Below are 12,303 nucleotides of genomic sequence, written 5' to 3'. Positions count from 1 at the left end.
TCGGCGCGGGCCGTCACATCCCGCGCCGGGCGCGGCGGAGGCCCGCGAGCGCCTCGGCGCACCTCGGCATGACCTCGGCGCTCTCCTTGACCTTGGCGTCGGCCGCGGCGAGGTCGGTCAGATCGGACAGCGCCGCGGGCCCCTCGGGCGCCTCGAGCAGGGCGCGCACGCGCGCCTCGGCGGCCGTCGCCTCGAGCAGCAGGCGGTAGGCCCGCGCGCACGTGTCCCTGGCGCTCGCGGCCGGAGGGGTCGACGCGGGCTGCCGCTCGAGCTCGGCGAGCAGCGCCTCGCGCCCCGCGCGCGGCTCGCTGGGGGCGTTGCGAAGGGTGTCGATGGCGTGCAGGAGCGCGTCCGCCTCCTGCTCCTCGGCCGACCGGCCGCACCCGGCGGCGGCCGCCAGGGCGGCGACCGCGGCGAGCGCCGCCGCGGCCCGCCGCGCTGCCGCCGCGGCCCGCCGCGCTGCCGTCCCTGCTGCGCCTGCGCTCCTGGTCGCGCCGGGCCTCGCCATCACGCCGGGCGCCCTCAGTCGGCCGGCTTCGGGGGGGGCGGGCCCATCTGGATGCGCTCGCCGAGGTAGGAGCCGATCAGCGTGAACAGCACGCCGATGAGCGCCATGATCACGTACATGAAGAGCGGCATCGTCCGGACGGTCTGGCTCTGCAGGAGGTAGAAGACGGTCGGGATCGCGACGAGGAACGAGGCGACGACCGGCTCGAGGAAGGTCTTGCCGGGCGAGATCATGCCGAGGAGGACGCCGCCGATGAACCAGACGGGGATGGCGACGATCATCCCGTTGGACCCCTCGAAGTCGAGCTGCTGCACGATCATGGGGAGGCCGCCGACGAGGGCCGCGGTGAGCACGCTCTGGAGGACGAGGGCGATGAGGCACCAGAGGATCGAGAAGCCCTCCTGCTGGTAGCGGCGGTGGCGGTCGAGGTCGGCGTCGCGGAGAGGCTGCAGCGAGCCCATCCGGGCGCCGCACGCGACGCAGCGCCCGCTCGCCGTCACCGAGGCGTTGTTCGCGCCGCACGACGGGCAGACGATGGAGCTGTCGTTCTTCGAGGCCATCGCGGCTAGGCTAGGCAAGCCGCCGCGGGCGGGCAAGCGCGCGTCGACCGGAACCGCGCCGGGCGCGGGTTGTCTCGGACGGGGTGCTGCGAGGCCCGCGCCCTCATCCCATCCCGCGTCGCGCGAGATGGGGACGGGCCGCGCGCGACGCGGGATGGATGCGGGATGGATGAGGAGGGAGCGCGCGGCGCGGCTCCCTGCACCGCGGCCGGCGCTCCGGCTGTATACTCGGCGAAGCGTGCCCACCGACCCGACCTCGACCCTGGAATCCATGACGCACGGCCCGCGCGGTCCGGGCGGCGCTGGTCTCGACGTGACGGGGCCGGATCCGGAGCTGCTCGCGCTGCCGTCGCCGCCGCGGCAGGAGCGCACGGTCACGGTGGTGCTGATGGCGGTGACCGCGGTGGCCGCGCTGTGGATGGCGGTCGCCCTGTTCGGGGAGGCGCGCTACGCGCTGTCGCCCGGCCGGCTCGTGGACGTGGGGGAGCTCGCGCCGCTGCGCCCGACGGCGGAGCTCGCGAACCGGTACGTGCGGGCGGCGGGCCTGCTCGGGACGCGCGGGGCGATCCGGTACGGCCGCGCCGCGGAGGGCGACTCGTTCCGGCTGGCGCCTGTGGCTGGCAACCCGGGGCTGTGGGTGGAGATCCGGGTGCCGGAGGGGTTCGAGGGTCCGCGGTTCGTGCCGCCGAGCTCGTTCGCCGGGCGGCTCGTGCCGTTCAAGGCCGCGGGCATCCGGCACGCGCGGCTGGCCGCCGAGGTCGAGGAGCAGACGGGGACGGCCGTCACGGACGACGCCTGGCTGCTGATCGACGGCAGCTCGCCGCGCGCGTCGCGCTGGGCGGTCGCGCTGTTCGCGCTGTTCCTCGGGTTCGCGGGCTGGAATCTGTTCGGGATCGCGCGGGTGCTCCATCGCGTGCGGGACGCGAGGGACGCGAAGGGCGCGTGAGGGACGCGAAAGGCGCGTGAGGAACGCGAAAGGCGCGTGAGGAACGCGAAGGACGCGAGGGACGCGAGCGGCGGTTCTTGACGCGCTCGCCGCGGGGGAGCAGGACGCTGCCCGTCCAGCGATGCCCAAGGTCACCTTCGTCAACGAGCACAGGACGGTCGAGACCGAGCCGGGTCGGCTCCTCAGCGAGATCGCGGCCGAGCTCGGGATCGCGGTCTGCCGCGAGACGTTCCGGGGCACGGGCATCGGCGACTACACGTGCTGGGTGAAGGGGGAGCCCGGCGCGACGTCGCCGCCGACCTTCCTGGAGCGGCTGCGCGGCGCGAAGGGCCAGCGGCGGATGGCGAACCGGACGCGCGTGCTCGGCGACGTGCAGGTCTGGACGCAGGCCGGCCCGGGCAACCGGCTGCGCGCGCCGCGGCCGATCGCGCCGCCGCCGAGCCCGGCGACCGACCCGGAGGCGCCGCGCAAGCCGATCGACGCGAGCGGCAGCGCGGCGTTCCCGTACGGCGATCCGCGCGCGGTCGGCCACGGCAAGCGGGAGCCGATCGCGGCGGGCGCGCTCGAGGCGAAGGCGGCGAAGGAGAAGAAGGCGAAGGCGGCGGGGGCGCCGGCGAAGGCGGCGGAGGCGGCGGGGGCGCCGCCCAAGGCCGCGGAGGCGGCGGCGGGCGGCGAGGCGGCGACCGCGGCGCCGGAGCCAGCGGCGAAGGCGCCGAAGGCTACCGCAGCGAAGGCGCCCAGGACCGCGGCAGCGGCGACGGGCGCGGAGGGGGCCGCGACGGCGGCCGAGGCGGCGCCGGCGGCCGAGGGGGGCGCAACGGCGGGGGCCCTCCCCACCCCGGCTGCGGAAACCGCCTCGACGGCCGGGGCCCCCCCCACCCCGGCTGCGGAAACCGCCTCAGCGGCTCAAGAAACCGCCACCGAGGCTCCGAAAACCGCCTCAGCGGCTCAAGAAACCGCCAACGAAGCCCCGAAAATCGCCTCAGCGGCCACGGAAATCGCGGCAGAACCCTCCGATGCCGAGGCGAGTGCGAGTGGCCCCACAGCGACAATCAAGGAGCGCGACGGAGGGGCGTCGGCGTAGCTTCATCGCGACGCACACTCCTCCTTGAAGTGCGGGCGAGCTCGGAGGCGTCCAGGGGGCACGCCTCGAAAGTCGCCGTGTGGACTGCTGGCCTTTATCAGCGCTCGACTTTCCCTCACCCCTGCTCACCCCTGCCGGGCGTCCGCAGCGCTTCCCCTCACCCCTGCTCACCCCTGCCGGCCGTCCGCAGCGCTGCCCCTCACCCCTGCCGGCGCTGGGCAGCGGCTCTCTCCAGAGATCTCCCGAGGCCTCCTCGCACGGTCCAAGCTGCCCGGTTGTGCATCATAGTGGATTCCACTATCCTTTCTCCGCGAGGAACGCAGATGAGAGGTGCGGGAGCGGCGAGGCGGAACCAGGGCGAGGAGCGCGATCCGCCCGGGCGTGGTCCGGACGAGGACAGCGGCCCGGTCAGCGTGGTCCTCCCGGCCGAGCTCCGGGCGCGGGTCCAGGCCGAGGCGAAGAAGCGCGGCCTCAAGCTCTCCCCTGCGATCCGCGCGCTCCTCAGCGAGCGCGTCCAGGAGCTCGACGACGCGGAGCAGCTCAGCCGGGCGGAGGAGTGGCAGCGAGCCCAGGTCTGGGCGGTCTGGGAGCGGATGAAGGCCGGAGAGCACGACGAGGCCTCGCGCCAGGAGATCGATTCCATCTTCGACGAGGCGCTCCGTCGCGCCCCTCGTCGCGGCGCCCGCTAGGCCAGGCGCCGCGTGGGCCGCCGCGTCCGCTTTCGCCGGGAGTTCGCCCGCGACCTCCGCGATCAGGTGCGCTGGCTCGAAGAGAACCGCGGGATCGAATGGGTGGAGCGCCTGCGGACCGGCCTCGACGAGGCCATCGAGCTCGTCGCCCGCCTCCCCGCGATCGGCCCCGCCGAGGCCAAGGACAGCCAAGACCGAGCCGTCGTCCGCAGGCTCCTCCTGCGCAAGCTCCCCTACGTCGTCTGGTATCTCGCGGACGACTCCGACCCCGACGCTGACCTCTGGCTGCTGCGCCTCTTCCACGCGCGGCAGCAGCGGCCACTGGCCGAGGCCGGTCTCCCCCCACGAAAGCCGCGGAAGAGGTGATCGCGCAACGCTTCGGGTCGCTCCTTCCGGCGCCAGCCGCCCGCAGCGCTCCGGCACGCCTCCCCGAGGCGCCCGGCGTGCTATGCACGCGCCGATGAGCGACGTGGTGGTGATCGGCGGCGGCGTGGCCGGGTGCGCGTCGGCGCTCGCCCTCGCGCGGCGCGGGCTGTCCGTCCGCGTCCTCGAGCGCAACCCGGGCGAGGGCGCCTCCTGGGCGGCGGCGGGCATCATCGGCCCCCAGCTCGAGGCCGCGGGCGACGGCCCCCTCGCGCGGCTCTGCCTCGCGAGCCGGAGCCTCTACCCGGAGCTGGCCGCCTCCCTCGCCGAGGCGACGGGCATCGACGTGGGCTACCGGCAGTGCGGCGCGCTGCGCGTGGCGCTCACGCCGTCCGGGCGCGACGAGATCGCGCGCGAGGTCGCCTGGCAGCGGGAAGCCGGCCTCGCCGTGGAGATCTGCGACGGCGACGCGGCGCGGGCGCGCGCGCCGGCGCTCTGCCAGGAGGTCGCCGGCGGCGTGTGGCTCGCCGACGAGGCGCGGATCGATCCGCCGTCGCTCATGCGCGCGCTGCGGATCGCGGCCGAGCGCGCCGGCGTGCAGTTCCGCACCGGCGCGACCGTCCGGCGCGTCCTCGTCGACCGCCAGCAGGCGCGCGGGGCGCAGCTCGAGGACGGGACCAAGGTGGAGGCGCGCTGGACGGTGCTCGCCGCGGGGAGCTGGTCGTCGCTGCTCGAGGCCTCGGGGCTCGCGCCCGCCGCGGTGCGCCCGGCGCGCGGGCAGATCGTCGAGCTCACGCCGGCGTCGCCGGTGCTGACGCAGGTGATCTACGGGCCCGGGTGCTACCTGTCGCCGCGCGACGACGGGCGCGTGCTGGTCGGCGCGACCATGGAGTTCGCCGGCTACGTCCCCGCCGTGACCTCGCGCGCGGTGCGCGATCTGCTGACCGCGGCGCTCCGGCTCGCGCCCGCGCTCGGCGACGCGCCGATCGGCCGGACCTGGGCCGGGCTCCGGCCGCACACGAACGACGATCTGCCGATCCTCGGCGAGGGGGAGCTCCAGCGCCTCGTGTTCGCGACAGGGCATTTCCGCAACGGCGTCCTCCTCGCCCCGGTGACCGCGAAGATCGTGGGGGCGCTCATCGCGGGAGAGCAGCCGCCGCTGGATCTGTCGCCGTTCTCGCCCGGGCGGCCCGGCATCGCCGGCTGAGCGCGGCGGCTGCCGCCGACGGCTGAGCGCGGCGGCCCCCGGCCCATCGCCGCCGCCTCGCGGGCGCCCGCGCGGCGGCGCGCCGCGCCCCCGGCGGCCAGGCCGGGGCAGGTTCGCGTGCGCTCGCCGCGCGGAGCGCCTACGCTGAGCGCCGCGATGCCGCCCACCTGCGAGCTCATCCCGATCCGGTTCTACTTCCACTGCGGCTGGGCCATCCAGGTGGATCCCTCCTTCGAGTCCGAGCTCCTGTACGGCGGGGAGACGCTGCGGATGTTCGATCCGGGCGAGCGTCGCGAGGTCTCGCTCTCGTCGATGCTCTACCGGCGGCACGACGGCGCGCCCTTCACGGCCAAGGAGGTGCTGGACACCTTCCCGCCGCACGAGATGTCCGGGCTGCGCTACGAGCACGAGGAGGGGCAGGTCGCGGGCGCCGCGCTGTGGATGCACGGCGAGAGCGATGACGAGCCGGAGCCGTGCTGGGTGCTGATGGCCATCATGGTGTGCCCCGAGGCCGGCCGGCTCGCGCGCTGCACCATCGTCTGCAAGGAGGAGTCGGACCGGGACTGGGCCGTCGACACCTGGCGGAGCATCACGCGGACCCCGCCGCCCGTGCAGCTCGGCCGCGGCGCGGCGACGAGCTAGCTCCCAAGGGTTTGGGACTCCAGCATATCGCGTTTGCCACGTGACCAGGGAATGAGGAGGAGCGGTAGACGCGGATTGGCACGGCGCTCGCTTGGCTTCCGAGCATGAGTAAAGAAAGTCGCCGGGAGGAGCTCGCTGGCCATCATGTGTGAACGCAGCCTCGTCTGCCGTGGCGTTGTTCCCTCCTTCGGCAAGGGCGAGTGCGGAAACTGCCACCCGGCGCCCTGCGGCAGCCATAGCCGCCGGCGTGTAGAGAGACGGCGCTCCGCCGACGATCTCCTGGTGAGAAAACATCCGTTTGAGGCTTTCGCGTAGAGGCCAGTAGAGGAGCAACACATGGCAATCGCGCAGCGGCACGCGGGTCAGCAGAGCCTGTTCACCGATGATTTTTTCTACTTTGTCCTGAGACTCCGGAAGTCCCGCATCCACTCGGTCGCGGATCGCGTGCGGCGCATGTATTCGGACGAGTCGCCCGAGCAGCAGGCACGCCATCTGATCAGATCGACCGCGGCGATCGCGTTCGCCGCCGGTGGCATCGTCCATACGCCCGCCATCATCCCTGGGTTCGGCATCATGTACGAAGGCCTGGGATTCGTCGCAGGCACATCCATCCTTACCAGGATGCACCTGTACCTTGTCCTCGAGATCGCGCTGCTCTTCGGGAAGGACATCGACGAATCTGATCGCGTGAAGGAGCTCGCGGCCGTGGTGGCGGCGTGCGCTGGCGGCGCCGCCGCTCCAGTGGCCGTCCTCGCGACGACGATGAACCCGGTCTTCGTCGTGGCGACGGGGGCGCTCGCTGCGACGGCCGTCACCCAGGTGATCGGGGAATCGGCGATCCGCCGCTACAAGCGCTCGACGGCGCCCAAGGCGGCGGCGGTCCCCGCGCCCGCAGCCAGCAGGCGTCAACATGGTTGACCGTTGATTTCGGTCACGGCGCTCATGCGCGTTTTTGCCTCGTGAGTTTGGGGTTGAGGGTCACGGGACCGATGGACGTCCAGCTGCGAGCCTGGCCGGTTCAGCGCAAAGGCGTCCGCGGTGGGCGCGGGTCCCCGGACCGGTGCTCGAGCGCCCGGAAAAGGGCCTCGGCGTGGGGGTTGTCGTCGCGCGGGAGATCTCGCCGGGCTGCCCGGCCCATGGACCTTCAGCGCGGGTCGGGTCGCCACGTGGGCTAGATCACCGTCGAGCTCCGGCGGGGTCGGGAACTTTTCTCGCCCCCCGCCGTGTCCTGGGAGTGTCAGGGAAACGAGGCCGGCGAAAGCCCTCCCGCTCCCCCTCCAGCCCATGCCCACGTTTCCCCACGCCACGTTCCTCGATCGGCTCCTCGCCGAGCTCCCGTGCCTCCTGCGCGCGGCGCGCCGCCTGACGCGCTCGGAGCAGGACGCCGAGGATCTGGCGCAGGCGACGGTGGTGCGCGCGATCGAGCGGCACGCGGACCTGCGCGACGAGGGCCGCATGCGGGCGTGGCTGCTCCGCATCGAGCGATCGGTGCTGCTCAACGCGACGCGCGGCGCCCGGCAGCGCCTCGAGGTCATCGAGGGCGGCCGCGGCGCCGAGTCGGTGCCGGAGCCGCAGGGCGATCTGGAGGCGGAGCTCCTCGGACGCGGCTTCGCGGACGAGGTCGAGCGCGCGCTCGCGCGCGTGCCGCCGGAGTGGCGCGAGGCGCTGCTCCTGCGGGAGGTCGAGGACCTTTCCTACGAGGAGATCGCGGATCTCCAGGGGTGCCCCGTGGGCACGGTGCGATCACGGCTCTCGAGGGCGCGGCTCGCGCTCGTCGAGGGCCTCTCCGAACGGCACGAGGAGACGTCATGGCAGGGTGCAACCGCGAGTGGTTCGAGAACATTTCGGCGTGGCACGACGACGAGGTGACGCCCGAGGACGCCGCGCGCATCGAGGCGCACGTCGCCGGCTGCGGGCCCTGCCGGCGCGCCGCGGAGGTCCTCGGCGGCGTGCGGCGCGCGCTCGTCGCGAAGGCGGACGGGGAGGTCCCGAAGCGCCTGCGCGATCGGGCGGAGGCCGCCGCGAGGAGCTCGCGCGCGCCGCGCCGCCGCCCCTTCGCGATCACGGGCGCCCTCGCCGCGGCCGCGGCGGCCGCCGCGCTGCTCGTCGGCAGCCCGAGCCGAGGCGTGGGCGCGGCGATGGCCGACGAGCTCGTGAGCCACCACGTGCGCGGCTTCGCGCGCGAGCGCCCGTGCGACTTCGAGTCCTCCGATCCGGGCGCCGTCGCCGGGTGGCTCGAGGGGAAGCTCGGCTACGCGGTGACCGTCCCGGCCGTGTCCGGCGCCCGGCTGCTCGGGGCGCGCCTCTGCCAGATCGGAGAGACGCGCACGGCGGCGCTCATGTACGAGAGCGGGGACAAGCCGCTCACGGTGTTCGTGCCGCCCCCCGGGTCCGACGCCGCGACCGCGGCGCGCGCGCTCGCGGGGCGCGGCGTGGGGTGCACCCGGGGGCCGCTCGGCAACGCGATCTGCGCGAGGAGCGTGGAGCAGCCGGTGCTCGCCGTCGCTGAAGTGGACGTGGCGGCGCTCGCGCCGGCGCTTGGCAGGCCCTGATCCAGTGCACCACGAGGACCCATGACGCTCGGTTCATTGCTGACGCTCTTCGGCGCGGGGCTGCTGACGTTCGCGTCGCCCTGCGTGCTCCCGATGCTCCCGGTCTACCTGTCGGCCCTCGGCGGCGCCGGGGCGCTCGGCGGTCCCGACCGCGCGGCGGCGAGCCGCAGCGTGCGCCTCGCCGGCGTCGGCTTCGCGATCGGCCTCGCGCTCGTGCTCGTCGCGCTCGGCGCCGGCGCGTCGGCGATCGCCGCGGCCCTCGCGCCCCACCGGCGCGCGCTCGCCCTCGTATCCGGCGCGATCCTGGCGCTCTTCGGCGCGAAGCTCCTCGGCGTGCTGCGCCTCCCGTGGCTGGAGCGCGAGGCGCGCCCGCTCCTCGCCCGCCTGCCGGCCGCGGGCGGCTTCTGGGGGGGCATGCTCTTCGGGATCGCCTTCGCGGCAGGGTGGACGCCGTGCGTCGGCCCGGTGCTCGGCGCCGCGCTGACCTACGCGGCGAGCGCGGGGGCCAGCCCGCTCGCCGGCGCGGTCCAGCTCGGCGCCTACGCCGCGGGGCTCGCCGCGCCGCTCGTCGTCGCGGCCTTCGTCGGACCCGCGGCCGTCGCGCTCGCGCGCCGCCTGATGCCCGCCACGCCGGCCCTCCAGCGCGTGACGGGGGCGCTGCTCGTGGTCCTCGGGATCGCGTTCGCGACCGGTCGTCTGGACGCCCTCTCTCCGGCGCCCGCGGCGGCCGTGGCCGCAGGCGCGCCCTGCGACAGCGGCCCCGCGTCGGCGTGCGCGGCCCCGGAGGGCGCCGTCGAGCCCGGCGACGCCGCCCTTCCCGAGGGGATGCCTCGGCTGATCGAGTTCGAGAGCGCGCACTGCGCGGTGTGCGAGCGCATGGCGCCGCTCGTGAAGGAGCTCGAAGCGCGGTGCGCCAAGGAGGCCGGCACGGTCCTGCGCGTCCGGGTCGACGATCCTCGCGGGCAGGCCCTCGCGGCCCACTACGGCGTGCGCTTCGTGCCGACGTTCCTCACCGTCGACGCCGCCGGTCAGGAGGTGGAGCGCGCCGTCGGCGAGCTCCCCCGTCAGCGGCTCGCGAGCCTGCTCGGCGACGTACGCGGCGAGGCTTGCCCCCCTGCCATGTGAGCTCCCCACGGCGAGCCCCCACGGTGGGGCTCGCTCCCTCATCGCCCCGCAAGCCAACCGCGGGGCTCGCTCCCTCATCGCCCCGCAAGCCAACCGCGGGGCTCGCTCCCTCATCCGCCCCGCCAGCTACCCGAGCTTCGCGGGGCGTCGTGTACCCGCTCGGGCAGGAGACATCGTTAGTATGGCTAACAGACCATCGATCCCCGAAGCGCGAGCCGGCCAATGGGCCCCCCTGCTCCTGCGCCTGGTCATGGGCTATGGGTTCATCGTGCATGGCTGGGTGAAGCTCAGCCGAGGGCCCGCCAGATTCGAGGCGTTGCTCACCCAGCTCGGCGTCCCCTTCTCGAAGCTCATGTCCTGGGCGGTGCCGTTCGTGGAGCTCCTTGGCGGCGTCGCCGTCCTCGCGGGCGCGTTCACCGCGATCGTCGCCGTTCCCCTCATCGCCACGATGCTGACGGCGATGTTCTCCGTTCACCTCAAGCATGGGTTCAGCGCCGTCAACACCATCGGATTGACGGCGGATGGGCCTGTGTTCGGCCCGCCCGGGTACGAGCTCAACCTGCTGTACATCGCGGGGCTGGTCGCCCTCGCGCTCGGCGGCGCAGGCGCGTTCTCCGTCGACGCGCTGATGAGCCACCGACGACGGCTGCGAGCGCGCGCCTGACGTGAAGCGACGAGCGCGGCGGCTCGCGCCGATCCGCGCTCGGGCGACGCGGGGCTAGGCTCCCGCGAGGCGCGCGCGCACCTTGGCGAGCACCGCGACGTCGGCCGGCGGGAAGAGCTCGTCCCGGAGCTCGGCCGCCTCGGCCCAGCGCACGGCGGCGACGTCGAGCGCGGCCGGCGCGGGAGACCCTTCGGCGAAGGAAGCCTCGTAGAAGAGCAGCAGCACCGGCTTCGCCGGATAGCGGTGATAGGTCACCTCCACGATGTCGCCGACGCGGGCCTCCACGCCGATCTCCTCGCGCAACTCGCGGACGAGGGCGTCCCGCGGATCCTCGCCGGCCTCGACCTTGCCGCCCGGAAACTCCCACGCGCCCGCGAGGTGGGCGCCCACCTTGCGCTGCGTGAGCAGCACGCGGCCGCGCTCGATGACCACGGCGGCGGCGACGAGGACGAGGGCAGGCGGCGGATCGGGCGCGGCGGACATGGGCGCCTAGGATGTCGACCGCGGCGCAGAAGACAAGGCCGGAGAGCCGCTCACGACAGCACCGCAGCGAAGAATCGACATCGGCCGGAGATGGTCGGATCCAGCGAGAAAGTCGCACCCGAAAGCGGAATAGCACGCAAGGAGAATGCGCGCCGCGGTGTGGGCAACCGGGCGACAGCCCTCGACGCGAGGAGCGGCCGCGCTCGGGGGACTGTGCGGCGCTGCGCCGCCCTGCGGCGGCGGCGCAGCGGGGTGTGCCTCAGCCGCAGGCCGCCGCGCTCGCCGGCCGTGGCGAGCGGCGCGGCGGACTGGCCGGGAGCAGGCGCGGTGCCCTCTCGGGGAGCGAGGCGGCGGCCTCACCGGGAGCGAGCCCGCTTCCCTTTGCCGCCGAGGTATGGGATGGCGCCTCGCATGAGCGTCACATACCGGGAAGCGGGGGTCGACATCGATGCAGGGGACGCGCTCGTCGAGCGCATCAAGCGGCTCGCCAAGCCGACGCGCACCCCCGAGGTGCTCGCCGACGTCGGCGGCTTCGCCGGCCTGTGCGCGCTGCCGGGCGGGCTGTCCGAACCCGTGCTCGTCAGCGGCACCGACGGCGTCGGCACCAAGCTCAAGGTCGCCTTCGCCACCGGCGTTCACCACACCGTCGGCATCGACCTCGTCGCCATGTGCGTCAACGACGTCCTCACCGTCGGCGCACGGCCTCTCTTCTTCCTCGACTACTTCGCCACCGGCAAGCTCGACGTCGACGTCGGCGAGGCCGTCGTCCGCGGCATCGCCGACGGCTGCAGGCAGGCAGGCTGCGCCCTCATCGGCGGCGAGACCGCCGAGCTGCCCGGCATGTACGCCGACGGCGAGTACGACCTCGCCGGCTTCGCCGTCGGCGTCGTCGAGCGCTCCCGCATCCTCGACGGAAAGCGCATCGCCCCCGGCGACGCCGTGCTCGCCGTCGCGTCCAGCGGCCTGCACTCCAACGGCTACTCGCTCGCCCGCCGGGTCCTCGAGAAGGAGATGGGGCTGCGCATGAGCGACCGCGTCGACGAGCTCGGCGCCACCGTCGGCGAGGCGCTGCTCACCCCCACCCGCATCTACGCCCGCGCCATCACCGCGCTCCTCGCCGCCTGCGGCGATGCGGTCCGCGGGCTGTCGCACATCACCGGCGGCGGCCTGCCGGGCAACCTCCCGCGCGTGCTGCCCGACGGGCTCGGCGCTCGGCTCGACCTCGGCTCCTACCAGCGGCCCGCCATCTTCCACCTGCTCCAGCGCGGCGGGCCCGTCGACGAGGCCGAGATGCGGCGCACCTTCAACCTCGGCGTCGGCCTGGTCGCGGTCGTCGACAAGTCCGCGGCCGACAAGGCCATCGACGCGCTCGCCGCCAGCGGCGAGCGCGCGTGGGTCCTCGGCGAGATCGTCCCCGTCGGCGACGTGCCCTTCGAGGAGCGCGTCCGCTTCGGCTGACGGCGCCGGGTGAGGCGACGAG

The 12,303-nt window shown here is 74.4% G+C and carries 15 protein-coding genes; 12 read left to right on the top strand and 3 right to left on the bottom strand.

Annotation, left to right across the window (positions count from 1 at the left end; translation table 11 throughout):
• Positions 1–13: 13 nt before the first annotated feature.
• A complete protein-coding gene (locus WME98_RS20395; protein ID WP_437954013.1) occupies positions 14–508 on the bottom strand; it encodes a hypothetical protein in 495 nt (164 codons plus the stop codon).
• Between the two features lie 14 nt (positions 509–522).
• Positions 523–1,068 carry a hypothetical protein gene (locus tag WME98_RS20390; RefSeq protein ID WP_020741727.1) on the bottom strand — a complete coding sequence of 182 codons (546 nt, stop codon included), beginning with the start codon at positions 1,066–1,068 and terminating at the stop codon, positions 523–525.
• 238 nt (positions 1,069–1,306) lie between these two features.
• Between WME98_RS20390 and WME98_RS20385 the strand changes: the two genes are divergently transcribed.
• The 11 genes from WME98_RS20385 (at position 1,307) to WME98_RS20335 (ending at position 10,340) form a co-directional block, all read left to right on the top strand.
• Positions 1,307–2,014: a hypothetical protein gene (locus WME98_RS20385; RefSeq protein ID WP_437952786.1), complete on the top strand. Its 708-nt coding sequence runs from the start codon at positions 1,307–1,309 to the stop codon at positions 2,012–2,014.
• Positions 2,015–2,135: 121 nt separating this feature from the next.
• A complete protein-coding gene (locus tag WME98_RS20380; protein WP_437952785.1) occupies positions 2,136–3,098 on the top strand; it encodes a hypothetical protein in 963 nt (320 codons plus the stop codon).
• 323 nt (positions 3,099–3,421) lie between these two features.
• Complete coding sequence (locus WME98_RS20375) at positions 3,422–3,787, top strand: hypothetical protein (RefSeq protein WP_437952784.1); 366 nt, start codon at positions 3,422–3,424, stop codon at positions 3,785–3,787.
• A gap of 12 nt (positions 3,788–3,799) precedes the next feature.
• Positions 3,800–4,153, top strand: a complete 354-nt coding sequence (locus WME98_RS20370; protein ID WP_061629782.1) for a type II toxin-antitoxin system RelE/ParE family toxin — start codon at positions 3,800–3,802, stop codon at positions 4,151–4,153.
• 94 nt (positions 4,154–4,247) lie between these two features.
• Complete coding sequence (thiO, locus tag WME98_RS20365) at positions 4,248–5,357, top strand: glycine oxidase ThiO (protein WP_437952783.1); 1,110 nt, start codon at positions 4,248–4,250, stop codon at positions 5,355–5,357.
• A gap of 156 nt (positions 5,358–5,513) precedes the next feature.
• A complete protein-coding gene (locus tag WME98_RS20360) occupies positions 5,514–5,999 on the top strand; it encodes a hypothetical protein (protein WP_437952782.1) in 486 nt (161 codons plus the stop codon).
• 336 nt (positions 6,000–6,335) lie between these two features.
• Positions 6,336–6,917 (top strand): hypothetical protein, encoded by a 582-nt coding sequence (locus WME98_RS20355; protein WP_437952781.1) that lies wholly within the window; start codon positions 6,336–6,338, stop codon positions 6,915–6,917.
• A 366-nt stretch (positions 6,918–7,283) separates the two neighbouring features.
• Positions 7,284–7,868: an RNA polymerase sigma factor gene (locus WME98_RS20350; RefSeq protein ID WP_437952780.1), complete on the top strand. Its 585-nt coding sequence runs from the start codon at positions 7,284–7,286 to the stop codon at positions 7,866–7,868.
• Positions 7,808–8,551 carry a zf-HC2 domain-containing protein gene (locus WME98_RS20345; protein ID WP_437952779.1) on the top strand — a complete coding sequence of 248 codons (744 nt, stop codon included), beginning with the start codon at positions 7,808–7,810 and terminating at the stop codon, positions 8,549–8,551. The genes WME98_RS20350 and WME98_RS20345 overlap by 61 nt, the downstream gene beginning before the upstream one ends.
• A gap of 21 nt (positions 8,552–8,572) precedes the next feature.
• Entirely contained in the window at positions 8,573–9,676 is a 1,104-nt protein-coding gene (locus WME98_RS20340; protein WP_437952778.1) for a cytochrome c biogenesis protein/redoxin, read from the top strand.
• Positions 9,677–9,857: 181 nt separating this feature from the next.
• A complete protein-coding gene (locus WME98_RS20335; protein WP_437952777.1) occupies positions 9,858–10,340 on the top strand; it encodes a DoxX family protein in 483 nt (160 codons plus the stop codon).
• Positions 10,341–10,394: 54 nt separating this feature from the next.
• On the opposite strand, the gene mutT is transcribed toward WME98_RS20335, so the two are convergent.
• Positions 10,395–10,823 carry an 8-oxo-dGTP diphosphatase MutT gene (gene mutT, locus WME98_RS20330; RefSeq protein ID WP_437952776.1) on the bottom strand — a complete coding sequence of 143 codons (429 nt, stop codon included), beginning with the start codon at positions 10,821–10,823 and terminating at the stop codon, positions 10,395–10,397.
• Between the two features lie 411 nt (positions 10,824–11,234).
• On the opposite strand from mutT, the gene purM reads away from it, so the two are divergent.
• On the top strand, positions 11,235–12,281 hold the full coding sequence (gene purM / locus WME98_RS20325; protein ID WP_437952775.1) for a phosphoribosylformylglycinamidine cyclo-ligase: 1,047 nt from the start codon (positions 11,235–11,237) through the stop codon (positions 12,279–12,281).
• Positions 12,282–12,303: the final 22 nt, after the last annotated feature.

The organism is Sorangium sp. So ce296 (assembly GCF_051529605.1).
Lineage (GTDB): Bacteria > Myxococcota_A > Polyangia > Polyangiales > Polyangiaceae > Sorangium > Sorangium cellulosum_D.
The sequence above is the reverse complement of the archived record's forward strand: the minus strand, read 5'-3'. Positions and strand labels throughout refer to the sequence as shown.